A 24,678-nucleotide genomic window follows, 5' to 3' on the forward strand; every position below is an offset into this window, starting at 1 on the left:
GGAGGGCAGAGGCGACACACTCAGTCGGGGCTGATGTCGTGGTCGAAGAGCGGTGCTGCCGGCAGGTCGTCGCCGGCAGGCAGAGCAGCACGGCCTGCACGCGCGGTCGAGGCGGCCGCGAACGCATCGCCGGCTACAGCCGGAGCCGATGCGCCGCCGACGGACGAGCCCGCGGAGGAACCCGTTCCCAGAGAACCGGACGGCACACCCGGAGCCGGCGGGTCGGAGCCGCCTGGAGGCGCACCGCCCGGAACGGAAGCCGAAGACACGGCGACCCGGGCAGACCCGGTGGCCGTGAGGGGATCGTGCAGCACGGGTCCCGTCACAACCGCAGCGCCCCCGTCGGGCACGACAGCTGTAGCGACGAGCGCGACCGGGGAAGACCCGCCTCCGGACGCACCCACCACGGGCCCCACGGTCGGGGCGCCTCCGAGCGGAGGCTGCGCGACGGCCGGCGCGAGCGGCTTCACGGCGGTGTCGAGCGCGGCCGACACGCCGGAGACGGCGCCGTCGGCCACGGCGGTGACCGGCGCCGTCAGGGACTCGACCGGCGTGGCGCCGAGCACGGCACCCACCACCGGGAGCTGCGAGACGGGAGTCGCCGCCACGACCTTGTCGACGGTGGCCGCCACGGGCGTCACGACCGCGGAGACCGGCGTCGCCTCGGCAACGCGGTCGACGACCTGCGTCACCGGCTGGACCACCTGGGCGACCGTCGAGCGGACCGGGTCGGGCAGGGCCGGCGCGACCGCGGACGTGACCGCGTGCGCCGTGTCGCCGACACCGTTCGTGAGGCTCGAGACGACCGAACCCAGTGGGTCGGGCGCGGGAGGCTGGGCGGCGTTCGCCGAGCCGCCTCCGAACAGCAGGCCGAGCACGGTGACTCCGCCGCCGAGGACGAGAGCCCCGATCAGAAGCCGCACGGGAGTGAGGGAGGAGCGCCGCGCACCGGGCACATCCACCACGATCACCCCCTGATCGTCGGCCTTCCATTCGAGACAGTCGTGAGCGTACTCCTCTGTCTACCTTCACGGAAGAGTCTGTTCCTCAGCCGCGCCGCGACCAGGATGACGACGAGCGCGGCGACCGTCATCGCAGCGCCCACCCACAGCGGGGAGGCGTATCCCAGCCCGGCCGCGATGGTGAGGCCGCCGAGCCAGGCGCCCAGCGCGTTGCCGACGTTGAACGCGGCGATGTTCGCCCCCGAGGCGAGTGTGGGCGCGGACTCGGCCGAGCGGAGCACGCGGAGCTGCAGAGCCGGCACCGTCGCGAACCCGGCCGCGCCCATCAGCACGAGCGCGATCACCGCTCCGACCGGCAGTGACGCGACCGCGGCGAACAGTCCGAGGATGACGGCGAGCGCGGCGAGCACCACCAGCAGCGTTCCGTCGATCGAGCGATCGGCGAACCGGCCGCCGACCGCGTTGCCGACGAAGAGTCCGACACCGAAGAGGATGAGCAGCCACGGCACGGCCGCGGCCGGGAAGCCGGACAGGCCGGTCAGCGTGTAGGCGATATAGGTGAACGCACCGAACATCCCGCCGAACCCGAGCACGGTCGCGGCGAGCGAGAGCCACAGCTGCGCAGAGCGGAACGCCCGCAGTTCGCCGCGCAGGCCACCGGCCGCTGCGGTTCCGTCGGCGGCCTGTCCCGTCGACCGCGGCACCAGGATGGCGAGGCCCACGAAGGCGATCACGCCGATCGCGGTGATCGCCCAGAAGGTCGAGCGCCAGCCGAGCTGCTGCCCGAGCAGGGTGCCGAACGGGACCCCCAGGACATTCGCCGCGGTCAGTCCGGTGAACATGATCGCGATCGCGCGTGCCCTCTTGTCCGGTTCGACCATCCCCGCCGCCACCACGGACCCGATGCCGAAGAACGCGCCGTGGCAGAGCGCTGCGACGATCCGTCCGGCGAGCATTGTCGGGTAGTCGGTCGCGACGGCCGACAGCGCGTTGCCGATGATGAACAGCACCATCAGTCCGAGCAGCACGGTCTTGCGCGGCAGCCGTGTGACGGCCGCCGTCAGGCCGACCGCACCGACCGCGACGGCGAGCGCGTAACCGGAGATGAGCCACCCGGCCGCGGCGGCGTCGACGTGGAAGTCGGCGCCGACCTCGGGCAGGAGCCCGGCGATCACGAACTCGGTGAGGCCGATGCCGAAACCGCCGAGGGCGAGCGCGATCAGGCCGACAGGCATGGGAACTCCTGGGAATGTCGGGGATGGTGGAGACGAACGCGTACCATAGGTACTTGCAGACGCGTCCTAAATAGTTGCACATGCAATTACTTTGCGCAACCCGTCGTCTGCCGCCGACAGTGAGGAGACCCCGTGGGCATCGCCGACGACGCCGTCGAAGTGCGCGCACAGGGCTGGCGAACGCTCGCCGCCCTCCACAACTTCATCGAGAACGAACTGGAGCGGTCGCTCTCCCGCGAGGCCGGCCTCTCCGTGGTCGAGTACACCGTGCTCGACGCCCTCAGCAGGCAGGACGGCTGGCACATGCGCATGCAGCAGCTCGCGCGCGCCAGCGCGCTCAGCCCGTCCGCCACCACCCGCCTGGTCAACCGGCTGGAGGAGCGCGGCCTCCTCACCCGCGTCGACTGCCTCGACGACAGACGCGGCATCTACACCGAGCTCACCGCCGGCGGCCACCGACTGCTCGACACGGCGCGTCCGGTACACGACGACGCGCTGGAGGCGGCCCTGCAGGAGGCGCACAGCATCCCCGAGCTCGCCCCCCTGCTCGACGCCCTTCCGCAGCTGGCGCTGGCCGGAGCGGGCGCCGGCGCGCGGAGCTAACGCAGCACCTCGACGAGGGCGACCCACGAGAACAGCACCGTCGTCACGATCGCCAGGATGGTCGCGATCGCGACCATCACCAGACCGACCGGCGACGCGAACCCCAGCAGAAGGACTCCGCCGACGAGGTCGAACAACAGCGGGAGGGTGAACACGGCGATCCGCTCGGCGTCGAACCGTCCGTAGCCGGTCGCCTTGGCGTCCGCCCGGATCGCGATCGAGGAGCGCACCGCGACGACACCGCACACCGCTGTCCCGCCGAGCACCTGGAGGCCGTAACCCCACGCCACTTGGCCGGGGATGAGCGCCGCGCAGCTCAAGGCGACTCCGAGGATCAGCGTTGCGATGGATGCGCCGGCTCGCGCGGCCAGCCCACGCGACTCGGCGATCTGGCGGATGTTCACCGACAGTGCCACGATCAGCAGCCCGCCCAGGGCCGCGCCGGCGCCCGCCACGGCCACGTTGAAGTCGGACCAGCCCTCCAAGAACCCCGTCATGGGCGCAGCATCCCGGTCATGCGCACAGCGTAGCGGCCCACGCGCAGAGCGGCGCCGAACTGTCAAGTCTGGTGGGCCGGCGCACGCAGGGCGTATAACGGGTGCATGGCCGACGCGATCACGAGCTGGATCGACCGCTACCGCACCGCGTGGGAGTCGAACGACCCCGATGACATCCGCGCGCTGTTCACCGAGGACGCGAGCTACCGCACGGAGCCGTTCGCGGAGCCGTGGGACGGCCACCTCGAGATCGTCGAGGGCTGGCTGGACGCTCAGGACGACCCCGGGTCGGTCGACTTCGAGTGGCGGCTGCTCGGTCAGGACGGCGCCCAGTACTTCGTCGAGGGCGTCACCGACTACCACGACGGCCCGACCTACTCAAACCTGTGGGTGATCCGCCTGGCCGCCGACGGGCGAGCGGAGGAGTTCACCGAGTGGTGGATGGAGCAGGAGGGCTGAGGGCCCGCCTCGTCAGAGAAGGCCGCCCAGCCACAGCCCCAGACCGGCCGCGGCGAGCGCGAGCAGGAGCATCCCGACCCCGTTGACGAACGCCGCACGGTAGCGCCGCTGCTGCGCCAGGCGCACCGTCTCGTAGCTGGCCGTGCTGAACGTGGTGTATCCGCCGAGGAATCCGGTGCCGAGGATGGCCCTCCACTCGGGAGGGAGGCCGTGGGCCGCCGCAAGCCCGGTCACCAGACCGAGCAGGAACGAGCCGGTCACATTGATCACCGTGGTGCCGAACGGGAACGCGATCCTGAAGCGTGCGCGCAGCACGCCGTCGAGCACCAGTCTCGAGACCGCGCCGAAGCCACCCGCGACCGCGACGGCGAGCGCGAGCAGGGGCGTCACCGGCGGGCTCCCCTGCGCCGCGCGATCGCGGCCGCCGCGGCGATGCCGGCGACGGAGGCGAGCGCTCCGATCACGATGGTCGCCACCGCGTAGCCGATGCCGGAGACCGGCGCGTGGGCGACGAACAACCCGTCCGTGTCGACGGCGAACGAGCTGTACGTCGTGTAGCCGCCGAGGATGCCCGTGCCCGCGAACAGGCGCAGGTCGCGCCGGCGCCCCGCGTCCGGCCCGCGGAGGGCGAGAGCCTCCAGCAGCCAGCCGAGCACGAACGCCCCGGTCACGTTGATCACGAACGTGATCAGCGGGACGCCCGCGACCGTCGGCACGGCGGCGGACAGCAGGTAGCGCACGGTGGTGCCGATCGCACCGCCGACGAAGACGAGCAGCACGGACCGCCAGTGCAGGTGCACGGGCAATGAGGTTCTCGCGGACACGCGGCATCCACCCTTCAGTGATGAAGCGCAGGAACTATCAGCGACCGTCGCGGTTCGGGCACGCGTGCCCCGGCGAGATCCATCGCCGCTGGACCACTATACCGGCGGGTACTCCCAGGGCAGCGCCTGGGACCCGCTGACCGGTGCCAGGGGCACGACGATGATCGGACGGTGCTGCCGGTGGGCCAGGTGAACGGCGACCGACCCGTTGAAGAACTCGCGGAGGCTGCCGCGCAGTCCGGCCTCGCGGGTTCCGACCACGATGTAGCGCGCGTCCATCTCGTCGGCGAGGCGCGCGAGCGCCCACGCGGGGTCGCCGGCGAGCTGCTTCAGCGTGTACGGGACGCCACGTCCGTTCATCACCTCGCGGATGTCGGACTCGAGCTCGGGGTCGAACGTCTCTTCCTCGACCTCGGGGAGGTCGGGGTCGTACGGCAGGGCCACGACCGTGCCGTCCACATAGTTCGAGACCAGGTAGCGGTTGGGATCGACGTTGGCGCACACCAGCGGCACGTCGAGGTCGTCGGCCAGTCTGGCCGCCTGGTCGAGCACCGCTGTGGGCTGGCCGGGCACGACCGCCACGAGTACGCCGCCCGAGCCGGTGCTGCCATTGCCGCTCATGCCCCTAGTGTGCACCATCCTCTGCTTCCCAGGATGACCCTCCCTTGGCTCGTCACCACCGGTGGGGTACGTTCGAACCCGAAGCCAGGGAGGCCACGGAAATGAGCGAACACAAGACCGCGCTCCCCCGCGAGCGCCGCCGGACCACGCGCGGACTTCGGCCGCTGCCGCAGCTGACGCGCGATGCGACGGCACAGCTCAAACGCCTCCTGACCGCCGAGCTCGCACTGTTCAAGGCCGAGATGACGGCGAAGGCGAAGGCCGCGGGCATCGGCGCCGGGATGCTCGTGGGTGCTCTGGTCTTCGTCTTCTTCGCGCTGGGCGTGCTGGTGACGGCCGCCGTCTTCGCGTTCAGCCTGATCGTGCCGGGCTGGCTTGCCGCGCTCATCGTCGCCGGCATCCTCATCGTGGTGGCGATCATCCTGGCGCTGATCGGACGCGCGATGCTCAAGCGGGGAGTGCCTCCGGTTCCCGACGATCTCGGGCCGGAGCTGAAGGCGGACGCGCAGGCACTGCGAGGGGAGCAGCCGTGAGCGGCAAAGGGATCAACACGCTCAAGCTCGAGCTGGAAGAGACGCGCGACGAGCTGGCGGCGACGCTCGACGACATCTTCGCCACGTTCAACCCGCTCGTGCAGATCCGTTCGCACCCGGTGGCATCGGCCGCCGTCTTCCTCGCCGTCGTGGGAGGTGCGGCCGCCCTCGTGGCGCGAGGACTCTCGCGTGGCCGCTGACGTCTCCTGGCGACGCCTCCCCTGGGGATACATCCTCAAGCGCACCCTGCGCAGTTTCGGCCTGCACGCCTGCACGGACCTCGCCGCCGGCCTCACCTACTTCGGAGTGCTCTCGCTCTTCCCCGCGATGATCGCGCTGGTCAGCATCCTGGGGCTGGTGGGCCAGAGCCAGGCGGGCATCGGCGCGCTGTTCGGGATGGTGGACGAACTGGCGCCCGGAATGCTGACCGTCGTGAAGCAGCCGATCGAGAGCCTGGCGTCGTCGCCGGCGACCGGCTGGGCGCTCGTGATCGGCGTGGTGGGTGCGATCTGGTCGGCGTCCGGCTACGTTGGCGGTTTCGGCCGGGCGCTCAACCGGATCTACGGCGTGCGCGAGGGTCGGAGCGCGTTCGCTCTGCGGCCGGTCCAGCTCGGAGTGACGCTGGCGTCGCTCGTGCTGATCGCCGTGGTGGCCGTGCTCCTGGTGGTCTCCGGCCCGATCGCCGAGGCCCTCGGCAACGCGCTCGGCGTCGGCGACGCGGCGAAGACCGCGTGGTCGATCCTCCGCTGGCCGGTGGTCGTCGCCGCGCTGATCCTGCTGGTCGCCCTGCTCTACGCGGCGACCCCGAACGTGCGCCAGCCGCGGTTCCGCTGGCTGACGCCCGGCGCCGTCGTGGCGATCGTCGCGCTCGGGATCGCCTCGACGCTGTTCGCGTTCTACGTCGCCAACTTCGGCAGCTACGACAAGACCTACGGCACCCTGGCCGGGATCATCGTCTTCCTGCTGTGGATCTGGATCGCGAACGTGGCCCTTCTGCTCGGCGCCGAACTCGACTCGGAGATCGGGAGGACACGCGAGCTGGTGCGCGGTGCCCGCGTCGAAGAGGGCAGGACTCTTCCGCTCAAATCCGACAAGGCGATCGTGAAGGCGGAAGACGCCGACGCGGCGGACACTCTGGCGGCGCGGGCGATCCGGCGGCGGTTCCGGTGAGGGTGTCCGCGTCTGCGTCCAGGCGGCAGACCACGGACAGGGAGGGTGCTGTGATCCTCGTGCACCATCCCTGTCCGGTCACGGATCAGCCGTGGTAACTGATCTTCGGCCCGCTGTGCCCCCGCTTCCGGCCGAAGTCGTACCGCACGTCCTTCGGAACCTCTGACTGCTTAGCGACCAGCAAGTTGGAGCCATGCTTCTTCCACGGGTTCTTCTTCGGGCTGTGCATCTTGTCGTAGCTGCGTTGCTTCGCTTGTGGCCGGCTCTTGGCTTCCTCCGCCACGGACTCCACGAACGACTCGGAGTCCCTCGTGTATGACTCCTCCGCGACCGGGTCGGCCGCGGCCGAGTCGGGGAGAAGGACGATCACGACCGGGTCGTAGTCCGGTTGGTGGTTGTCGCCGGCAGCGGTGAGGTCGAGCCCCTTCTCTTCCACATTCGCCGGAGTGCTGCACGAGGCGGCCGTGGTGAGCCGGACGTCCAGGATCGTGATCAGACAGATGTCACCAGCGTTGTCGACGCCCGTCCAGAACGACTTCGCGCCGTCCGACCCGAGCTTCTGCAGGGTACTCCGATCGATTCCGCCCCTGATCAGCTGATCGGTGTCGATGGTCGCGGGGAATGCGTCCGCTGGCTCATCCAACACGGCGATCACCCGCGCCGGAGACGGCCCATCGTGCCGAGCTTCCGCTGTCGCGACGGTAACGCCCACCGATGCGCCGATGCCGACCGTGAGCACGCACGCGACAGCGCCCAAAATGACCCGGCTTCGGCGACCTTCGAGGTTCAGCTGATCGCGTAGCATGTCAATCCGATCTGTCCCGTGGTCTTTGCTTGAGCGTTGGCCCACCAACAATTGCTGTAGCCAGGGCTGTACGGAGTGTGCAGGAAGCCGAGCCCTCCGCCCTTTTCGCTGGACGCTCCCGCGAGCAACCAGCCCGCTCCAGCCGTGTTTGTCAGGTGGAACTGGAAGATGTTCGTTGCTGCGGACCCCTGCGCACCACGGATGTTCAGCGGTGACTTGGTCTGTCGGATCTGATCGCGGCTCGAGGCGAGCATGTCTGCGTAATACGTGTTCTTCGCTGACGCGGCAATCGGAACCGCCGTGGCCCCCACGACGATCGAGAGGACTGCAATACCGGCGACCTTCGCTCTCCACTGTCTCGGAGACTCCTGCTCCACGTAGTTTCTGAATCTCACGTCTGTGTGTCTCCGTTCTTTCGTCCGCTGCACCCCGCCCCTCGGGGTCGGATCGGTGACGAACAGTACAGCACAGACCGTAACACATGTGAAGTTTTACCCGTCATCACTCCCCAGGGAGGTCGGTAGTGTCGAATCCGGCGTCGCTCGTTCGACGCTCCGGTGAACGACACACGTCGACGACACACGACAGAGAGGACCGATCATGGCTCAGTTCGCCATCTTCATCTACGGCAACGGGGTCGCCGGAACACCCGAGGAACTCGCCGAGCACGACCGTCACTCGGAGGACATGATCCGCGACGGCGAGCTGGTCGCCGCGTTCGCGCTGGCCCCGCACACCGAGTCGACCTCGATCAGGGGAACCGGCACGACCGACGGTCCCTACACCGAGTCGAAGGAGATCATCGCGGGCCTCGGCATCATCGAGGCCGCCGACCGGGAGGCCGCGCTCGCGATCGCCCGGCGCAATCCGGCGACCTGGCAGGGCGGCGGGGTGGAGGTGCGCGAAGTGATCGGGGCGTATGTCCGTCCCCAAGGAACGGCCGATACGCTCACTCCGTGAGCAGTGATGACGTTTCGCACGACCCTCGACCCGGCCACGACCTCCCCGACAGCCGCGGCCGCACAGGCCTCCACCGCACGGGCCTCGACGTAACGGGCAACCCCGATGTGCGCATCAGCGACGTGGAGGTCGTCTCGGACGGATGGCACGTCCTGCGCCGGACGACCTTCGACTATCGCGGACGCGACGGCGCGTGGGCCACGCACTCGCGGGAGACCTACGACCGCGGCAACGGCGCCACCGTGCTGCTCTACGACCCCGCCGGGCGCACGCTGCTGCTCTCCCGGCAGTTCCGCCTCCCCGCCTATGTGAACGGCCACCCCGACGGGATGCTGGTGGAGGCCGCTGCCGGACTCCTCGACGGCGACGCGCCCGAGGAGGCGATCCGTCGCGAAGCCGCGGAGGAGCTCGGCGTGCAGGTGGGAGCCCTCGAGCATCTCTTCGACCTGTTCATGAGCCCCGGCTCCGTCACCGAGTGCGTGCACTTCTACGCCGCCGAGTACCTCCCGGCCGCGATCGTGGGTGGCGGTGGGCTCGCCGAGGAGGGTGAGGAGATCGAGCCGGTGACCGTCGGGTACGACGAGGCGCTCGCGATGATCGCCGACGGGCGCATCGTCGACGGCAAGACGGTCATCCTGTTGCAGTGGGCCGCGCTGAACCTGTTCGGGCGCTGACACCGTCGCCCTGACGCTTTTCGGGCTGACGCGTGGCGTCACCCGTGGAGGAACCGCTCGGCCAGCAGGCTGGTGCCGATCAGCACCATCATCGCCCCCGACAGCTTGGCGACCACGACCAGCGCGCGGGGCCGCGAACGGAGCAGCCGGCGCGCCAGGAGCGCGACGATCGTGTAGATCACCGCGATGTCCGCCAGGTGGAGGGCGCCGAGCACGAGCATCTGGGCGGCCGCGGGCATCCCGCCCGGGCTGGTGAACTGGGGCAGGAGCGCCAGCAGCAGGAGGAGGCCCTTCGGGTTGATCCCGCTGACGCCGGCTCCGCGCAGGAACTGCGCCGTCGCGCTGCCGGCGATGGGCTCGCCGTGCGGTCCGACGGGCTCCACACGGCGCAGCAGCGCAATCATGCCGAGCCAGATCAGGTAGGCGGCACCGCCCACGGTGAGCACGGTGAGGACCACCGGGTACTGGGTGACGAGCGCACCCACGCCGACGGCGACCGCCGCGATCACGATCGCGTAAGCCGTCAGCATCCCGAGGATGGACGGCACCACCGACCGTGCTCGCAGGCCGGCGCCGATGACGTACGCCCAGTCGGCGCCGGGGGTCAGTGCGAGCAGGACGGCGATGGTCCAGAACTGCGCGACGAGTGCGAGGTCCATGGCGGAGAAGCTACGCGAAGAAACGCGAAAGGTGCTTCGAAATCTGCGGACGACATCGCCTTTGTGTAGCAGAATCTTCTGCATGGACAGTCTTGATCGGGAGATTCTCTCGGCACTGCAGCAGGACGGCCGGATCAGTGTCACCGAGCTGGCCTCCCGGGTCGGGCTCAGCCTCTCCGCGTGCCACCGGCGCGTGCGCGAGTTGGAGCAGTCGGGCGTCATCGAGCAGTACCGCGCCGTCGTGTCGCCGACCGCCGTCGGCCTCACCTTCGAGGCGATCGTCTTCGTGACCATCAGCCGCACCGATCCGGACACGGTCGGGGCGTTCGAGGAGGCCGTGGTCGCCATCCCGAACGTCACGGAGGCCGAACGCCTCTTCGGCGACCCCGACTACATGCTGCGCATCCTCACCCCGAGCCTCGCCGCCTACCAGGAGCTCTACGACGGCCCGCTCGGCGGCCTGCCGGGGATCCAGCGGATGACGTCGACGCTGGTGATGAAGCGGTTGGGTGCGGGGGCGGGCGTGCCGCTGGGGTGAGGGGATCGACGGCGAATGCTGGACATCCCCGCCACCGGACGTGTATGGTCGGGAACCCTGCGCCACCTGGCGCAGACGGCCCCGGCGACACGCTCACGAAGGAGGGAACCAGGATGCGGAATCCCGCTCACCTGAAGCGCGATCAGCGCGCCCTCTATCCGAGCGAGCGCTCTCGGGGTCTGTAGCACCGCATCCATCGATGCGCACAGCCCCGGCCGTTCTCCGGGGCCCGTCCTCACCGTCCTCCGTCACATCGGGGAGCGTGGACCGTCCCGGTCCACCCCTGAGAAGAGACGAAAGGACAATGGAGAGAATCTCGAACCGCCTGCTCAACTGGGCCTCCCTGCTGGAGGACAAGACCAGGGATCAGGCGGTCACCACCTCACGGATGCCGTTCATCCACCCCCACCTCGCCCTGATGCCGGATGCGCACCTCGGGCTCGGTGCGACGGTGGGCTCGGTCATCCCCACACTCGGCGCCGTCATGCCCGCCGCCGTGGGCGTCGACATCGGCTGCGGGATGATCGCCGTGCGCACGCAGTTCACGCGCGAGGACGTCGCTGGCGTCGCCGCTCCGCTGTCGGCACTGCGTGAGGCGATCGAGCGCGCGATCCCGCTCTCGGCCGGCGGCAGGAACAACCGGGTCGTCGCGACCGCGCAGCCGCGCGTCGACGAGCTCACCCGGATGGCGGACGACATCGGGCTCGACCCGGCCGACCATGTGAAGGACTGGCAGCGTCAGCTGGGCTCGCTCGGGTCGGGCAACCACTTCATCGAGGTGAGCCTGGACGAGACCGACACCGTGTGGCTGTTCCTGCACTCCGGGTCCCGCGGCGTGGGCAACCGGATCGCCGGCCACCACATCAAGGTGGCCCAGGCGTTGATGGAGAAGTGGTGGATCGACCTCCCGGATCGTGACCTGGCCTACCTCGTGGAGGGCACACCGGAGTTCGACGCGTACATCGCCGACCTGCGGTGGGCGCAGCACTTCGCGCTGCTCAACCGCGAGGAGATGATGGACCGCGTCGTCCGCCAGACCGAGGAGTACTTCGGAAGGGCGGTCGTGGAACGCGAGCGCATCAACTGCCACCACAACTTCACGGAGCGCGAGCGCCACTTCGGCAAGGAGGTGTGGGTGTCGCGCAAGGGCGCCATCTCGGCGCGGGAGGGTCAGCTCGGCCTCATCCCCGGGTCGATGGGAACGGCGTCGTACGTGGTCGCAGGTCGGGGCAACCCGCTCGCGCTGCACTCGTCACCGCACGGTGCCGGGCGGCAGTTCTCGCGGTCGGCTGCCAGGAAGGCGTTCACGATCGACCAGCTTCGGGAGGCCATGACCGGCATCGAGTTCCGCGACACGGACGCGTTCCTGGACGAGATCCCCCAGGCCTACAAGCCCATCGACCAGGTGATGGCGGATGCGGCGGACCTGGTGGATGTCCGGCACACGCTGCGGCAGATCGTCAACGTGAAGGGGAACTGAGGGGGGCCCGGCTGTCTGGGTCGCGTCGTTTCGGCGGCGCGGCCCCGGCTCGGCTATCCGTACCGGAGCGTGGCGCCCGACGATTTCAGGAAGTCGATGTGCAGGTGGTTGCAGGTGTCGGAGAACGGCGCGAAGTGCTCGAGGCTGATGGAGGCGCGGCACTCGACCTGGCCGAGGCCTGTACCGCTCGGCACGAGCGGGTCGAGGAGGCGGATCAGCTGCACCGAGCGGGAGTCGCCGCCGGTCAGCGCGGAGCCGTTGAGGAGGTAGAAGTCGACCGCGTGACCGCCGCCGTCCGCGTAGTGCGCGGAGTCTGTGCCCGCGCCTTCGATCTGGCCGGTGCACTTGCGGTTGATGTCGCTGACGCCGACCTGGCTGAAGTTGTCGAGCGCGACCGAGATGGCCTGCAGCACGCGGTAGTCGACGCCGCAGTTCGGCACCACCTTGCCCTCGGCGAGGTTGGCGATCTCGGGGATGTGGTTGGGAGTGGAGCCGACGAGCCGGCCCGCCGCGACGGCACCCATGAGCTGCACGGCGAGAGCCTGCACTGTCGGCGACACCGAGCTGTTGGTGGTGGAGTCGAGCGCCTGCGGGCTCTCGGCGATGCCGAGGCCGTCGCGCGAGACGACCTGGGCGGTCGCATCGCCACCGGTCAGCGTCTGCACGGCGAGCGCGGTGCGAGCCGCACCGGCGGTCGTGGCCTCGCCCGTGCTGGCGTACGACGGCAAGGCCGCGGTGCCGAAGAAGGCCGTCAGAGCGACGAGGACGAAGACGTGGAAGCTGCGACGGCGGCGGTTCTCGACGAAGATGCCCCGGCGCGGGTGCCGGGGGTCACGCGGGTCGGCGACCGAGGGACCGGCCGACACGTACGCCGCGGGGACGGTGGTCTGCTGCGCTGCCGCAGCGCGACGGTCGGCCCGGGACGGCCGCGTCGGCTTGACGACGACGCGCTCGCGGACGACCTTCTGCGCGCCGGCCTTCTGCGCGCGGCGCGGCCGGGAGCGCTCGGCTTCCAGAGCCGCGCGCCGGCTGGACGCCGCCGGCGCAGAAACCGCGGGAGTCGACGCCGCCGGAGCCAGGGAATCGCCCTGCGTGAAGTCGCTCACCGGGTCGGCGACCGCCTGCGTCTGCGCGTCCACGTCGAGGACGACGGGTGCCCGATAGCTGCGGCGAGGCCGCAGAGGGGCAGGCGACTTGGGCAAGCGAAACTTCCTGGACGGTCGGGTCGAGGCGTCGCGGGGGGACGACGGCTTCAGGCGTACCAACCATTTCTACCCCATTTCGGCTGGACGTTCTATCAATGCGGATGAATAGATCCGACGAAATCGTCCGGCCGACGAGAAAGGCGAACACAGGAGGAGGAAGGAGAACCGGGGTCGGGGCGCATCCCGCGCGTTCGGGTCACGCAGAAGCACCCCGGGCCCGGATTGATCTCGGATGCGGGTCCGATCACCACGAAGATAGCTCCGCGGATCCGCACGACGGCGGGTGGGTACGGCTGCTACGACAGGCGCGTGACCTACGGGATGGCGACGGCGAGCTCGACGCGACCGGCGCTCTCGCGAAGCGCGACCTCCCCGCGTTCGGCGAGCTGGAGCAGCCCGATTCCCGGCCTCGTCGACGACAGCACGCCCCCCGAGACGACGAGCACCGAGACACCGTTCGGGGCCACCGGGCTCACCTCGAGCGTCACCGGTGTGCCGTCGCCGTGTCGCACGGCGTTGGCGAGGCCCTCCGAGATCGCGTCGACGACGGCCTCCGCCCTCTCCGGCTCGCCCAGCCGGTCCCACACGTCGCCGATGGACGACCGCAACGGGATGGCGGAACCCCAGCTCTCGACCAGGGCCGCGATGCGATCGGCGGCCTCCGGCTCGATGCGCGGTGCGCTCAGCTCGGCGCGGATCTTGTCGACGACGTCCCGGAGCTCGGCGGAGGCGTCCTGAGCCGAACCGGATCCCAGCGCCAGCGCCGCAGCGATCAGCTCCGACTGCACCCCGGAGTGCAGGAGGCGGGCGAGCCCGGCGCGCTCGTGCTCCAGCGCAGAGCGGGTGGCGGCGGCGGCGCGGATGTTCGACTGGATGGCCGCCTCCAGCTCGCTCTGGTCGCGGCGCATGCGGGCCGTGAGCGAGGCGACGAACGCGACGGCGAAGCCCACCACCCAGTAGGTCGCGGCTTCGAACCAGACCAGGCGCGGGTCACCGCCGAGCAGCCGGATCACGAGCTGGCTCGCCGCCGACAACAGGACGCCCACCAGCGCGTATCCGACGAGCACGACGAAGAGGCGAAGGACGGGAGGTGCGCTGCGGACGAGTGGCACCATCACCGCATTGCCGCCGATGAGCACGGCGAAGCCGCAGCCGAGCGGCGGCAGCATGAAGAGCACGCCGTACTGCCAGATGCCGAACGGCAGCACGAGGAGGACGAACAGAACGGCGAGCGCCAGCGGGGGCGCCGCCTGCATCGCGCCGAAGACCGACGCGATCCACTCCCGGCGGCGAACGGGCTGCAGCTCGGTGCCGTCGCCGGGAAGGACGCCATCGCCGGTGTCGGCGAACTCCTCGTCGTAGATGCGGTGGCTCGCCGGCCGGACCACCTCCTCCGCGAGTCCGCGCAACAGCGTCGCGGCCTCGCCGGGAGGGATGCCCTGGATCGCCGCGTCGGACGTCGCGCTCTCCAGTTGCTCGAGCACGGCGTCGACGGCCGAGTGCCGGAGCTGCCGGATCCGCGCGGCGGCGCGCTCCGCGTCGCGGGCGGAGGCCTCCTGGGCCGCGCGCAGCCTGCGGTAGACGCCGGTGTGGTCGCGCACCAGTTGCACGGCGACGGCGATCAGCGAGAACATCGCGACGGTCGTGACCATGTTGATCAGGATCCGGCCGCCGAGGTTGCCGGCCGCGACCGGGATGTGCAGCAGTATGCCGGCACCGAGGAACAGCAGGGGACGCAGCACACCAATCACCGCGAACGAGGCGAACACCGTCACGGCGCGCGCGGACAGCGGGACGAGCAGCAACAGGAGCCGGAGCGCGATCAGGAGAAGGCCGACGGCGACGTGCTCGACTGCGGCGACGGCGACGACCGCTCCCGGGCCGCCGGTCACGTACTGCAGCCCCGACATCACGGTCAGCGCGATCGGAGCCGTGACCAGCCACGTCCAGATGGTGGCGGCGGAGGGTCCCGTCGCCTGGGCGATCAGGCGTCTGGCGATGGAGGCGGTGGCGCTCACAGTCCGGACCGGGGGTTGCCGTAGGTGGCCGTGTAGAGGGTCGCCGCCGCGACGCGAGGAGCGGTCGCGTCGTCGCCGACGAGTCCGAGCGCCTGGAACACCCGCGCGACGCTCTTCTCGACCGCCCTGACCGAGACCCCGCGTCGGCGGGCGATCTCGGCGTTCGTGAGCCCTTCGGCCAGCAGCCGGGTGGTCTCCCGCTGGGCCGTGCTGAGGCGCAGCAACGCGCCCTGTGCTCCCTCCGCTCCGCTCACGTGCCGGACCGGGCGGTCGGTGAGCACGGCTTCCGCGGCGTCGACCAGCTCGTCGACCGAGGCGATCGCGCCCTTGTTCACGAAGGAGGCTCCCGCGACGGTGTCACGCGCCTGCGCCGCGGCGGCCTCCAGGGACAGATTGCTCAGGAACAGGACCGCGATCTGCGGCGCGCGCTCGCGCAGGATGGTGGCCAGCTCGACGCCGTTGGGCCGGGATCCCAGATCGATGTCGGTCACGAGCAGGTCGGGGTCGGCGTCGTCGAGGACGCGGAGGGCCTCGACGGCCGACGGTGACGCCGCGACCTCGAACCCGCGCTGGGTGAACGCTTCGGCGACGAGCGAACGCAGCAGGGCATGGTCCTCGACCACGAGAACGCGCCTGCGCCACGTCGCCGTCATCCTGCCCACCTCCGCCGTCGTCTGCACAGGATAACCGCACGGAGTGGCCATTCCTCGCCGTTCGCACACCCCAGTTCGGGAGCGGATCGCACGGCGAAGTGACGCGATGCGGCGGGAGGCGATGTTGCCCGCCCCGGGGTTCGCGCGGCCCGGGGCGGGCGGTCAGGTGTCAGCCGCGGACGAACCGCAGCGTGACGAGTTCGAAGGGTCGGAGGGTCAGGGCGGTCGAGCCCTCGCCGGTCGTGCGCTCCAGCAGGTCGGTGCGAACGATGCGCTCGTGGGCGAAGCCGACGGCGAGCGTCGTCTCTGCCCGCGACCCGTGGCCTTCGTACAGCCGGGCGATCACGTCGCCCGAGCCGTCCTCGGCGAGCTTCACGGTCTCCACGACCACGGCGGGCGACGAGGAGGCCACGAGCGGCTCCACGCCGGCAGCGGCCGGGCGCAGCGGCAGGTTGAGGCGGTAGCCGGTCTCGATCGCGGCGTCGACGTCGCCGACGACGATGGAGCTGCGGAGGGTGTGCGCCCCCTGGTCGGCCTCCGGGTCGGGGAAGAGCGGCGCCCGCAGCAGCGTCTGCCGCACGAACGAGTACGTCCCCCCGCCCTCCCGCTCGTGCCGCGTGATGTCGTGGCCGTAGCTGGCGTCGTTGGCGATACCCACCCCGAAGCCCGACTCGCCCACGTGCACCCAGCGGTGTGCGCTGGTCTCGAAGCGCGCGACATCCCAGCTGGTGTTGGTGTGCGTCGGCCGGTCGATGTGGCCGAACTGGATCTCCGATCGCGCCGAGGTCGTGTGCACGTCGACGGGGAAGCCGAGCTTCAGCATCCGCTGCCGTTCGTGCCAGTCGACCTCGGTCTCGATGTCGAGCGCCGACGAGCCGGCGGCCAGGCTCAGCGTCTGCGTCACGGCGGAGTCGCCGAACCGGCGCACCAGCCGGAGGGCAGCGAGCTCCGGCGTCTCCGTCACGACGTCGAGCGACTCGACGGCCGTGAGATCCTCCCCGGACAACCGGTATTCGACGTCGACATCCCACGCGTCCCACTGGGTCGGGGTGTCGCGGAACAGCTGCAAGAGGTTCGCGCGGGTACCCGCCGGCACGGCCTCCCGCCCGGTCGCCGCGTCCACGATCGACGGGATGAGACCGTCGGCGTCGACCGTGACCGCGATCCGGCCGTTCACCAGGCGGACGGTGTCGCCATCGCGCTCGACGCGGACGTCCGAGCCACGGCGCGGGACTCCCGTTCCTCCCGGGGCGACGCCGTCGACGGCGTACGGCGACGCGTTCGCGACGGCGCCCGACTCCTCGCCGGACGCGCCCAGCGCGGCGAGCGACCGGGCGATCACATCCTCCAGGCTGCGGGCGACGGCCGCGTAGTTCTCGACGGCCTGGTCGTGCACCCAGCCGATCGACGACCCGGGCAGGATGTCGTGGAACTGCTGCAGCAGCACCGTGCGCCAGGCCCGGCGCAGTTCCTCCGCCGGGTACTCGGCGCCCGTTCGAACGGCGGCGGTCGCCGCCCAGAGCTCCGCTTCGTGCAGCAGGGCCTCGCTGCGGCGGTTGCCCTGCTTGGTGCGGGCCTGCGATGTGTACGTGCCGCGGTGGAACTCGAGGTAGAGCTCCCCGGCCCACACCGGCGCGAGGTCGAACTCGGCGCGGGCCGCCGCGAAGAACGCGGCGGGCGATGCGACCCGCACGGTCGGCGAGCCTTCGAGGTCGGCCGTGCGCGCGGCCGCGGCGACCATCTCGCGGGTCGGACCACCGCCTCCGTCGCCGAACCCGAACGGCACCAGGGAGGTGTTCGCCCTGCCCTTGTCGGCGAAGTTGTGCTCCGCGTGCGCCAGCTCCTCCCCCGAGAGGATGGAGTTGTAGGTGTCGACCGGCGGGAAGTGCGTGAAGATGCGCGTACCGTCGATGCCCTCCCACTCGAACGTGTGGTGCGGGAAGCGGTTCACCTCGTTCCACGAGATCTTCTGCGTCAGGAAGTGGTCCATCCCGGCGGCACGTGCGATCTGCGGGAGGGCCCCCGAGTAGCCGAACGAGTCGGGCAGCCAGACCTCGCGCGGCTCGTAGCCGAGTTCGTCCGCGAAGAAGCGCTTGCCCTCCACGAACTGCCGGGCCATCGCCTCGGAGCCGGGGAGGTTGGTGTCCGACTCCACCCACATCCCGCCGACCGGGATGAACCGGCCCTCGGCGACGCGCGCCCGGATGCGCTCGAACAGCTCCGGGTAGTACTGCTGCATCCAGGCGAACTGCTGCGCCGACGAGCAGGCGAAGACGAAGTCCGGATCCTGGTCCATCAGGTCGAGCACGTTCGAGAACGTGCGCGCGCACTTGCGGATCGTTTCGCGCACCGGCCAGAGCCAGGCCGAGTCGATGTGCGCGTGGCCGACGGCGAACACACGGTGAGCCGTGGCAGCGGCCGGCGAGGCGAGCACGGCGGCGAGCGCGGCCCGGCCCCGGGCGGCCGTGGCCGACACGGCGAACGGGTCGACGGCGACGACGGCGTCCTCCAGGGCGGTGAACAGTGCGGCGCGGCGCGGCGACGTGTCCGGCAGCGCCGCAGCCAGTCCGCGCACGGTGAAGATGTCCTGGATCAGCTCCCAGACCGTGGTGTCGCGGTGCACGACGTCGATGCGCCGCAGCGTGTAGATGGAGGTCGTCGGCGCGGTCGACTTCCGGCCGACCGGCGTCGGGCGGAACGACCAGTCCGAGCCGACGTCGGGATTGGACGCCGCCTCGATGAAGAGTTCGAACGACTCCCCCGGCGCCGCCCGCAGCCGGACGTAGTCGTTGAGCGGCTCGAGCGCCTTGACGATCGTGCCGTCGCCCGCCCAGACCAGGCCCTCCGCCTGGAAGCCGACCTGCCCCGCCGTGAAGCCGAGATCGACCACGAGCTCCACCTCTGCCGGGTCGGCCTCCCACTCGGCAGGCACTGTGCCGGTGACCCGGAACCAGACCGTCCCCCACGGCCGTCCCCACGGCCGACCGACGGCGAAGGGCTCGAACCGCCCCTGCACCGCCTGCGCGAAGGGCACCGGCTCGTCGGGCACCTCCCACATCTCGACGGACACCGGCACGGACGCCCGCTCGAGGGCGGGCGTCAGGCGCTCGCGGACGAAACGGTCGACCCGCAACTCGGCGAGCTGGTTCTGCTGGTACAAACGACGACTCCTTCTATATAAGAGGTACGGGCTAGCCCTTGACCGCTCCGGCGAGCGCCGACGAACCGCCCAGGGAGCGGGAGACGATCACGTAGAGAGCGATGACGGGCACGGAGTAGATGAGCGAGTACGCGGCGAGCTGGCCGTAGGCCACAGCGCCGTACTGCCCGAAGAACGTGAAGATGCTCACCGCCGCCGGCTGGTTGCCGGGGCTGAGCAGCAGCACGAACGGGACGAAGAAGTTGCCCCAGGCCGCGACGAACACGTAGATGAAGACGACGGCGATCCCGGGGCGCACGAGCGGCACCACCACGGTCCACAGCGTCTTCATGCTCGAGGCGCCGTCGACCCACGCTGCCTCCTCGAGGGAGATCGGCACCGAGTCGACGAAGTTCTTCGTCATCCAGATCGCCATGGGGAGCGACGACGCCGCCATGAACAGGATCGTCCCACCGAGCGAGTCGATCAGGTTGAGCGACACGAACAGGCTGTAGACCGGCACCATCATCGCGGTGATCGGCAGGCAGGTCCCGAACAGGATCGCGTACAGGAACGGCCGGTTGAAGCGGTTGCGGTACCGCGACAGCGGGTAGGCGGCGAGCACGGCGACGATCACCGTGAGGATCGCGCACCCGGCCGACAGCAGGAGGCTGTTCCACAGCGGCACGAACGCGAGCTCGGGAGTGAGCACCTTCTGGAAGTTCTCCAGCGTCCACTGCTTCGGCCAGGCGACCGACAGGGTCGCGCTTCCGTCGAACGACGCGAGCACCACCCACACCAGGGGCAGCACGAACACGATGCCGATGAGCAGCAGAAGGATGTTGGCCGTCCATTTCAGGGCGAGGCCGTTGGGCGAGGACAGCTTCATCAGTCCACCTCCGTCTTGAGAGCGCGAACGTAGACGATCGCGAAGACCGCGCCGACGAGCAGCAGGATGGTCGCGATGGCCGTGCCGTAGCCGAGCTCGGAGAACTTGAAGGCCTCCTGGTAGGCCAGAACGGGAAGGGTCATGCTCTTGTTTCCCGGTCCTCCGCCGGTCATCACGTAGATGAGCGTGAAGACCGAAAGGGTCTGCAGCGTGATGAGCATCAGATTCGTGGAGATGCTGCGCCGGATCATCGGCAGCGTCACGAGGAAGAACCTCTTCACGCCGTTCGCGCCGTCGACCTCCGCCGCCTCGGTGATCTCGGGCGGCACCTCCTGCAGGGCGGCCGAGTAGACCAGCATCGAGAAGGCGGCACCGCGCCAGGTGTTGGCGAGGATGATCGACAGCATCGGGAACGCGAACAGCCACGACGGGCCGGTGACGCCGAAGGCGGCGAGGATGGCGTTGAGCGTGCCGTGCTGGCTGAAGAACGCGTACGACGCGAACGCCGCCACGATCTCCGGCAGCACCCAGGCACCGACGACGAACGTCGAGACGAGGGCGCCCACCCAGCGGCTGCCGTTGCGCATCAGCAGGGCGAGCACCATGCCGACGACGTTCTGGCCGATGACCGCCGAACCGATCAGGAACACCAGCGTCAGCCACACCGACACCGGGAAGTCCGGGCTCTTGAACAAGTCGATGTAGTTCTGGAGGCCCACCCACTGCGCCGACGCCGCCGACGAGCCGGTGAGCGACATGTTGGTGAACGAGCCGTAGAACGACGACAGGATCGGCCCGACCAGGAAGACGACCAGGAGGCCGATGGCCGGCACCAGGGGGACGGCCCGGGCGAGGGACCGCCGGGTGTGTGCGCGCGAACGAGCCTTCTGCTGGCCGCGCGGCGGCCGGGCCTGGCTGGCCCGGCCGCGCGCGTCGGAGCCGACGGCATCCAGAGTGGAGGTCACGTTACTTCGACTCCGTCTTGTCCTTGCCTACGATCCCCACGACCGAGTCGTCGTAGGTCTTGGCGGCCTCGGACGGCGAGGCCTGGCCGGTCATGACCGACTCCATCGCGACCTGGATGCCGTTGGAGATCTTCGGGTAGTCCGGTGTCGCGGGGCGGAACTTGGTGACCGCGACGAGCGAGGAGAAGAACTCGGAGGTCGGGTTCGACGTCTTGTACTTCTCGTCGTCCGCGACGTCCTTGCGCACCGGGATGCCCGCCGTGTTGATGTTGTACTCGAGCGATCGCTGCTTGTCGGTCAGGAAGGTGATGAACTTCCAGGCCAGGTCCTTCGCCGAGCTCTTCGCGCCCATCGAGAAGGTCCAGCCGCCGGAGAGGCTGATCGAGCCGGGCTCCTGGCCTTTCTGCGTCGGCATCTTGGCGACGCCCATGACCTTGTCCCAGTCGGCCCACGGGGTGGCGCCGGTGGGCAGCCACGCGTTGGAGGCCCACGATCCGTCGAGGTTGATGGCCAGCTTGCCCTGCGGCACGAGCTGGTTGTTGACCGTGTTCTGGTAGTTGGTGTCGCTCGTGATCTCCTGGCTCGGGCCGAGACCGCCCTGGTAGACCTCCTTGATCACGTCGAGCGAGTCGGTGAACGCCTTCGAGCCGGTGATCCACTTGGAGGTCGAGTCGTCGTAGAGACCCTTCTCGCTGGCTCCGTAGAGGAGCATCTCGAAGCCCTGCATCGAGCTCGCCTCACCGGCGGCCTTGCCCGAGAAGATGTTGAGCGGGATCACACCGGGGTCGGCGACCTTGATCTTCTTGGCGGCGCTGATCACGTCGTCCCAGGTCTTCGGCTGCCACGGCGTGGGGATGCCGGCCTTCTCGAAGATCTGCTTGTTGTACCAGAGACCGCGCGTGTCGGTTCCGGTGGGGATGCCGTAGACCTTGCCGTCGTCGCCCTTGCCCGCGTCCTTGGCGTTGTCGAAGAAGTTGGACCAGTCCGACCACTTCGACACGTAGGAGTCGAGCGGGGCGAGGTAGCCGGCCTGCGCGTCGGCGCGGATGAGGAAGGTGTCCTCCGACATGATGTCGGGCGCCGTGGTGGCCGCGCGGTTCATCAGAGCGAGCTTCGTGTAGTAGTCGTTCTCCGCCGCCTTGATCGGCACCAGAGTGACGGTGTTCCCCGGGTTCGCCTTCTCGAAGTCGGTCTTGGCCTTGTTCATGAAGTTGGACATGATGTCCGACCCGTAGTCCTGGAAGGCGACCTTGATGGTCTTGCCGTCGCCGCCCCCGGAGGACGACGAGCAGCCCGCCAACGCGACGAGAGCGGCTGCGGCAACTGCTGCGGCCAGTACCCTGCTTCGCTTCATCGATGCTCCTTTGCATTGAGGTCCGCCGGCTCCCATGCCGTGGACTCTTCGTAATTTATAAATCAATTTGATTTATAGATCAAGAGCTGCGCAGAAGTTGCCGTCCTCCCCTCGCTCGGGGGACAGCCGAAGGAGGCGTCAGAGACGCCCGACGCGTGGCGAGAAAGTCTCGTCGAGCACGAGGCACGCGGCGCCGACGGCCGCGACGTCCTCGCCGACCGCGGTGCCCTGCAGCAGCACCGGGTGCGTGAGGATGCTCATGTCGATCTCGGCCATCCGGCCCGGCAGCTGCTCGAGGTATCTGCTCTCGACCCGCGACCACGACGGGCCGCCGAAGACAACCCGGTCGATGTCGAGCAGGGCGGCGAGGTTCGACAGGTAGAAGGCCGTGTTCCGGATCGATCGGTCCACGATCGCGGCGGCGCGCCCGTCGCCCGCGTCTGCCGCGGCGGTCAGCTGCGTGAACAGCGTGTCGACGACCTCCACGTCGAGCTCGAGGTCGACGCCGTCGACCACCGTCTCGCCGCCGGGAGGCTCCAGCACGCCGGCCCAGATCCCCTGCATGACCAGGCGCTGGGGACGCACGGACTCGCCCCAGCAGCCGCGGCGCCCGCATGCGCACAGCGCGCCGCCCGGATCGACCAGGACGTGGCCGGCGTCGCCCGCGTTCTCGGTCGAGCCGGTGTACACCTCGCCGTTCAGTACGAGGCCGATTCCGGCGCCGGTTCCGTAGTAGATGAACGCGTAGTCCTTGCTGGCTCCGGCCGGGTCGCGCCAGCGCTCTGCGACGGCCGCACTGATCACGTCCTTGGCGACCAGCGACGGCAGTCCGGTCGCGCTGGTGAGCTCGTCGCGCAGGTGGAAGTCGTTCCAGCCGGGGATCAGCGGAGGCCGCACGACCACTCCGGTCTCGGCATCGATCGGGCCAGGGGCTGCCACACCCACCCCGATGACTCTGGCTGCATCCACCCCCGGCGTCGCCAGAACGGAGCCGATGGCCTCCAGGATCGCCGCCAGCGTCTCCTTCGCGTCGCCGTCGGGGGGCGACGGCCGCCGATCGTGCTCGACGACCTCGCCCTCGAGGTCGAGGAGCACGCAGGTGATCACGGTCGGGTCGAGGTGCACCCCGACGGCGTACGCACCCGCCGGGTCCAGGCGCAGGAGCGTGCGCGGCTTGCCCGGGCTGCCCTCGTTCTGCTTGCCGGCCTCCCGGATGAGTCCCTGCGCGAGCAGCCGCCGCGTGACGTTGGTGACCGTCTGAGCGGACAGCCCGGTGACGGAGGCGAGCTCGACCCTGCTCAGACCGCCTTCGGAGCGGCGCACAGCGTCGAGCACCACGGTCTCGTTGAACGCGGCGATCGCGGGGAGGTTCGCTCCCTTGGGCACGGCTCCTCCTCCGCGCGGGGCTTCGGGGCACCCGGCGCCTTCTCGTAATATACCCACGCGTCGGCCGGCATCCGCGCGAGGGTCAGCGACGGACGGAGGTTCGCTCACGCTCGGCGAGCAGGCCGGCCGCCGTCTCCGCGAGCAGCGACCGCACGCGCAGCAGACCGGGATCGGTCGCCGAGCCCGCCCGGACGACCGCGTAGTCGTTGCGCGTCACCGGGGTCGCCAGAGGAACCAGCCGCACACCGTCGGGGACCTCGGCGACGGTCAGCTCGGGCACGAGCGCGACGCCCGCGCCCGCGTCGACGAGCGCGAGGAGGACGGCGAAGTCGGTCGCCTCCGCCACCGACCGCGGCGCGAACCCCGCGAGGCCGCAGGCCCGCTCGGTCATCTCGTAGCAGGTCCAGCGCCGGTGGGGCACGACCCAGTCGTGGTCGGCGAACCACCGGAGATCCGCCGGCCCATCGGTGCCGGCCGGGTCGCCGGCCGGCACCGCGAGCCAGACCGGCTCCACTGCGATGAGCGTCGCGACGAAGCCGGGACCGACCGTCTCGGCCATGTTCGAGTAGGCGTGGGTGAGAGCGATGTCCACCTCGCCGGCGGCGAGCGCCGACAGGGCGTCGCGCGGTTCGAGCTCGAGCAGCTCCATCCGGATCCCGAGACCGCCATCCTGTCGCAGGGTCCGCCAGGCGCCGGCCACCACGGTGCGTGCGATCGACGGGAAAGCCCCCACGCGATAGGTCCCGACCACGCCGTCGCGCAGGGCCGCCACCTCCAGCTCCGCGAGCGAGAGGAGGTCGGAGACCGCACCGCCGTGGGCGGCCAGCGTGCGGCCCGCCGCGGTGAGGGCGAGGCCCCTGCCCCGGCGCTCGGTGAGCGGGAGGCCGAGCTCGCGCTCCAGGGCCGCCAGTTGCATCGACACACCCGGCGGGGTCAGACGCAGTTCCGCGGCGACGGCGGCGACCGTGCCGAGCCTGTCGAGTTCGGCCAGCATCCGGAGCTTTCTCGCGTCTAACACATCATCGATTCTTACGCGTTCCACCAATCAA

The 24,678-nt window shown here is 70.0% G+C and carries 27 protein-coding genes and 1 riboswitch; of the genes, 9 read left to right on the forward strand and 18 right to left on the reverse strand.

All coding sequences use genetic code 11. The features are described from left to right. Positions 1-20: 20 nt before the first annotated feature. Together KNO15_RS08590 and KNO15_RS08595 are read right to left on the reverse strand one after the other, a co-directional pair. Positions 21-971, reverse strand: coding sequence for a hypothetical protein (locus KNO15_RS08590; RefSeq protein WP_241703129.1), 951 nt, complete (start codon positions 969-971; stop codon positions 21-23). Further along, positions 968-2,197, reverse strand: a complete 1,230-nt coding sequence (locus KNO15_RS08595) for an MFS transporter (protein WP_241703131.1) — start codon at positions 2,195-2,197, stop codon at positions 968-970. Before KNO15_RS08595 ends, KNO15_RS08590 begins: the two co-directional genes overlap by 4 nt. A 132-nt stretch (positions 2,198-2,329) precedes the next feature. Here KNO15_RS08595 and KNO15_RS08600 point away from each other — a divergent pair, with 132 nt between their 5' ends. After that, positions 2,330-2,800 carry a MarR family winged helix-turn-helix transcriptional regulator gene (locus KNO15_RS08600; protein WP_241703133.1) on the forward strand — a complete coding sequence of 157 codons (471 nt, stop codon included), beginning with the start codon at positions 2,330-2,332 and terminating at the stop codon, positions 2,798-2,800. Here KNO15_RS08600 and KNO15_RS08605 read toward each other — a convergent pair. Further along, positions 2,797-3,297, reverse strand: a complete 501-nt coding sequence (locus tag KNO15_RS08605; RefSeq protein ID WP_241703135.1) for a hypothetical protein — start codon at positions 3,295-3,297, stop codon at positions 2,797-2,799. The genes KNO15_RS08600 and KNO15_RS08605 overlap by 4 nt on opposite strands. 105 nt (positions 3,298-3,402) lie before the next feature. Between KNO15_RS08605 and KNO15_RS08610 the strand changes: the two genes are divergently transcribed. Beyond that, positions 3,403-3,756, forward strand: a complete 354-nt coding sequence (locus KNO15_RS08610) for a nuclear transport factor 2 family protein (protein WP_241703137.1) — start codon at positions 3,403-3,405, stop codon at positions 3,754-3,756. A 12-nt stretch (positions 3,757-3,768) separates the two neighbouring features. On the opposite strand, the gene crcB is transcribed toward KNO15_RS08610, so the two are convergent. From crcB to KNO15_RS08625, 3 genes are all read right to left on the reverse strand, one after another. Next, positions 3,769-4,146: a fluoride efflux transporter CrcB gene (crcB, locus tag KNO15_RS08615; protein WP_241703139.1), complete on the reverse strand. Its 378-nt coding sequence runs from the start codon at positions 4,144-4,146 to the stop codon at positions 3,769-3,771. Then, a complete protein-coding gene (locus tag KNO15_RS08620; protein WP_241703141.1) occupies positions 4,143-4,580 on the reverse strand; it encodes a fluoride efflux transporter FluC in 438 nt (145 codons plus the stop codon). The genes crcB and KNO15_RS08620 overlap by 4 nt, the downstream gene beginning before the upstream one ends. 21 nt (positions 4,581-4,601) lie before the next feature. Next, positions 4,602-4,676: riboswitch (Fluoride riboswitch) on the reverse strand. Then, positions 4,677-5,201 carry a universal stress protein gene (locus KNO15_RS08625; RefSeq protein ID WP_241703143.1) on the reverse strand — a complete coding sequence of 175 codons (525 nt, stop codon included), beginning with the start codon at positions 5,199-5,201 and terminating at the stop codon, positions 4,677-4,679. It abuts the riboswitch before it with no gap. 101 nt (positions 5,202-5,302) lie between these two features. On the opposite strand from KNO15_RS08625, the gene KNO15_RS08630 reads away from it, so the two are divergent. Genes KNO15_RS08630 through KNO15_RS08640 form a run of 3 tightly spaced genes read left to right on the forward strand, consistent with a single transcriptional unit; the run spans position 5,303 to position 6,904 of the window. Further along, entirely contained in the window at positions 5,303-5,734 is a 432-nt protein-coding gene (locus KNO15_RS08630) for a phage holin family protein (protein WP_241703145.1), read from the forward strand. Further along, positions 5,731-5,934 (forward strand): hypothetical protein, encoded by a 204-nt coding sequence (locus KNO15_RS08635; protein WP_241703147.1) that lies wholly within the window; start codon positions 5,731-5,733, stop codon positions 5,932-5,934. The genes KNO15_RS08630 and KNO15_RS08635 overlap by 4 nt, the downstream gene beginning before the upstream one ends. Next, positions 5,924-6,904, forward strand: a complete 981-nt coding sequence (locus KNO15_RS08640) for a YihY/virulence factor BrkB family protein (protein WP_241703149.1) — start codon at positions 5,924-5,926, stop codon at positions 6,902-6,904. Before KNO15_RS08635 ends, KNO15_RS08640 begins: the two co-directional genes overlap by 11 nt. Before the next feature lie 85 nt (positions 6,905-6,989). Here KNO15_RS08640 and KNO15_RS08645 read toward each other — a convergent pair whose 3' ends face one another. Further along, positions 6,990-7,550: a hypothetical protein gene (locus KNO15_RS08645; RefSeq protein ID WP_241703151.1), complete on the reverse strand. Its 561-nt coding sequence runs from the start codon at positions 7,548-7,550 to the stop codon at positions 6,990-6,992. Between the two features lie 140 nt (positions 7,551-7,690). Then, a complete protein-coding gene (locus KNO15_RS08650; RefSeq protein ID WP_241703153.1) occupies positions 7,691-8,104 on the reverse strand; it encodes a hypothetical protein in 414 nt (137 codons plus the stop codon). 205 nt (positions 8,105-8,309) lie between these two features. Here KNO15_RS08650 and KNO15_RS08655 point away from each other — a divergent pair, with 205 nt between their 5' ends. Together KNO15_RS08655 and KNO15_RS08660 are read left to right on the forward strand one after the other, a co-directional pair. Then, on the forward strand, positions 8,310-8,669 hold the full coding sequence (locus tag KNO15_RS08655) for a YciI family protein (protein ID WP_241703156.1): 360 nt from the start codon (positions 8,310-8,312) through the stop codon (positions 8,667-8,669). After that, on the forward strand, positions 8,666-9,343 hold the full coding sequence (locus KNO15_RS08660) for an NUDIX domain-containing protein (protein WP_241703158.1): 678 nt from the start codon (positions 8,666-8,668) through the stop codon (positions 9,341-9,343). The genes KNO15_RS08655 and KNO15_RS08660 overlap by 4 nt, the downstream gene beginning before the upstream one ends. Positions 9,344-9,381: 38 nt before the next feature. On the opposite strand, the gene KNO15_RS08665 is transcribed toward KNO15_RS08660, so the two are convergent. Next, positions 9,382-10,002, reverse strand: a complete 621-nt coding sequence (locus tag KNO15_RS08665; RefSeq protein WP_241703159.1) for a LysE family translocator — start codon at positions 10,000-10,002, stop codon at positions 9,382-9,384. Positions 10,003-10,084: 82 nt separating this feature from the next. On the opposite strand from KNO15_RS08665, the gene KNO15_RS08670 reads away from it, so the two are divergent. Together KNO15_RS08670 and KNO15_RS08675 are read left to right on the forward strand one after the other, a co-directional pair. Next, the gene (locus tag KNO15_RS08670; protein ID WP_241703161.1) at positions 10,085-10,540 is read left to right on the forward strand and encodes an Lrp/AsnC family transcriptional regulator; all 456 of its coding nucleotides are present in this window, start codon (positions 10,085-10,087) and stop codon (positions 10,538-10,540) included. 304 nt (positions 10,541-10,844) lie between these two features. Beyond that, positions 10,845-12,020 carry an RtcB family protein gene (locus tag KNO15_RS08675; protein ID WP_241703163.1) on the forward strand — a complete coding sequence of 392 codons (1,176 nt, stop codon included), beginning with the start codon at positions 10,845-10,847 and terminating at the stop codon, positions 12,018-12,020. 53 nt (positions 12,021-12,073) lie between these two features. Here KNO15_RS08675 and KNO15_RS08680 read toward each other — a convergent pair whose 3' ends face one another. The 9 genes from KNO15_RS08680 to KNO15_RS08720 all read right to left on the reverse strand — a co-directional run bounded on the left by KNO15_RS08680 (position 12,074) and on the right by KNO15_RS08720 (position 24,647). Continuing rightward, positions 12,074-13,222, reverse strand: a complete 1,149-nt coding sequence (locus KNO15_RS08680; RefSeq protein ID WP_241703165.1) for a hypothetical protein — start codon at positions 13,220-13,222, stop codon at positions 12,074-12,076. Between the two features lie 317 nt (positions 13,223-13,539). After that, a complete protein-coding gene (locus KNO15_RS08685) occupies positions 13,540-15,243 on the reverse strand; it encodes a hypothetical protein (RefSeq protein WP_241703167.1) in 1,704 nt (567 codons plus the stop codon). Continuing rightward, positions 15,240-15,896 (reverse strand): response regulator transcription factor, encoded by a 657-nt coding sequence (locus KNO15_RS08690; protein ID WP_241703169.1) that lies wholly within the window; start codon positions 15,894-15,896, stop codon positions 15,240-15,242. The genes KNO15_RS08685 and KNO15_RS08690 overlap by 4 nt, the downstream gene beginning before the upstream one ends. A gap of 169 nt (positions 15,897-16,065) precedes the next feature. Then, positions 16,066-19,056 (reverse strand): alpha-mannosidase, encoded by a 2,991-nt coding sequence (locus KNO15_RS08695; RefSeq protein ID WP_241703171.1) that lies wholly within the window; start codon positions 19,054-19,056, stop codon positions 16,066-16,068. Positions 19,057-19,087: 31 nt separating this feature from the next. Further along, entirely contained in the window at positions 19,088-19,924 is an 837-nt protein-coding gene (locus KNO15_RS08700) for a carbohydrate ABC transporter permease (protein WP_241703173.1), read from the reverse strand. Continuing rightward, on the reverse strand, positions 19,924-20,889 hold the full coding sequence (locus KNO15_RS08705) for a carbohydrate ABC transporter permease (protein WP_241703175.1): 966 nt from the start codon (positions 20,887-20,889) through the stop codon (positions 19,924-19,926). The genes KNO15_RS08700 and KNO15_RS08705 overlap by 1 nt, the downstream gene beginning before the upstream one ends. Before the next feature lies 1 nt (position 20,890). Beyond that, the gene (locus tag KNO15_RS08710; RefSeq protein WP_241703177.1) at positions 20,891-22,243 is read right to left on the reverse strand and encodes an extracellular solute-binding protein; all 1,353 of its coding nucleotides are present in this window, start codon (positions 22,241-22,243) and stop codon (positions 20,891-20,893) included. A 138-nt stretch (positions 22,244-22,381) separates the two neighbouring features. Continuing rightward, positions 22,382-23,629, reverse strand: coding sequence for an ROK family transcriptional regulator (locus KNO15_RS08715; protein ID WP_241703178.1), 1,248 nt, complete (start codon positions 23,627-23,629; stop codon positions 22,382-22,384). Between the two features lie 82 nt (positions 23,630-23,711). Further along, positions 23,712-24,647: a LysR family transcriptional regulator gene (locus KNO15_RS08720; protein WP_241703180.1), complete on the reverse strand. Its 936-nt coding sequence runs from the start codon at positions 24,645-24,647 to the stop codon at positions 23,712-23,714. Positions 24,648-24,678: the final 31 nt, after the last annotated feature.

The sequence above is a fragment of the Leifsonia shinshuensis genome (genome assembly GCF_022606355.1).
GTDB lineage: Bacteria > Actinomycetota > Actinomycetes > Actinomycetales > Microbacteriaceae > Leifsonia > Leifsonia shinshuensis_B.

What these genes read in the sequence shown, in the direction of transcription:
- KNO15_RS08595 (WP_241703131.1), bottom strand. Translation starts at nt 2,197, where the DNA reads ATGCCTGTCGGCCTGATCGCGCTCGCCCTCGGCGGTTTCGGCATCGGC.
- KNO15_RS08605 (WP_241703135.1), bottom strand. Translation starts at nt 3,297, where the DNA reads ATGACGGGGTTCTTGGAGGGCTGGTCCGACTTCAACGTGGCCGTGGCG.
- KNO15_RS08610 (WP_241703137.1), top strand. Translation starts at nt 3,403, where the DNA reads ATGGCCGACGCGATCACGAGCTGGATCGACCGCTACCGCACCGCGTGG.
- KNO15_RS08625 (WP_241703143.1), bottom strand. Translation starts at nt 5,201, where the DNA reads ATGAGCGGCAATGGCAGCACCGGCTCGGGCGGCGTACTCGTGGCGGTC.
- KNO15_RS08630 (WP_241703145.1), top strand. Translation starts at nt 5,303, where the DNA reads ATGAGCGAACACAAGACCGCGCTCCCCCGCGAGCGCCGCCGGACCACG.
- KNO15_RS08655 (WP_241703156.1), top strand. Translation starts at nt 8,310, where the DNA reads ATGGCTCAGTTCGCCATCTTCATCTACGGCAACGGGGTCGCCGGAACA.
- KNO15_RS08665 (WP_241703159.1), bottom strand. Translation starts at nt 10,002, where the DNA reads ATGGACCTCGCACTCGTCGCGCAGTTCTGGACCATCGCCGTCCTGCTC.
- KNO15_RS08670 (WP_241703161.1), top strand. Translation starts at nt 10,085, where the DNA reads ATGGACAGTCTTGATCGGGAGATTCTCTCGGCACTGCAGCAGGACGGC.
- KNO15_RS08675 (WP_241703163.1), top strand. Translation starts at nt 10,845, where the DNA reads ATGGAGAGAATCTCGAACCGCCTGCTCAACTGGGCCTCCCTGCTGGAG.
- KNO15_RS08690 (WP_241703169.1), bottom strand. Translation starts at nt 15,896, where the DNA reads ATGACGGCGACGTGGCGCAGGCGCGTTCTCGTGGTCGAGGACCATGCC.
- KNO15_RS08700 (WP_241703173.1), bottom strand. Translation starts at nt 19,924, where the DNA reads ATGAAGCTGTCCTCGCCCAACGGCCTCGCCCTGAAATGGACGGCCAAC.
- KNO15_RS08710 (WP_241703177.1), bottom strand. Translation starts at nt 22,243, where the DNA reads ATGAAGCGAAGCAGGGTACTGGCCGCAGCAGTTGCCGCAGCCGCTCTC.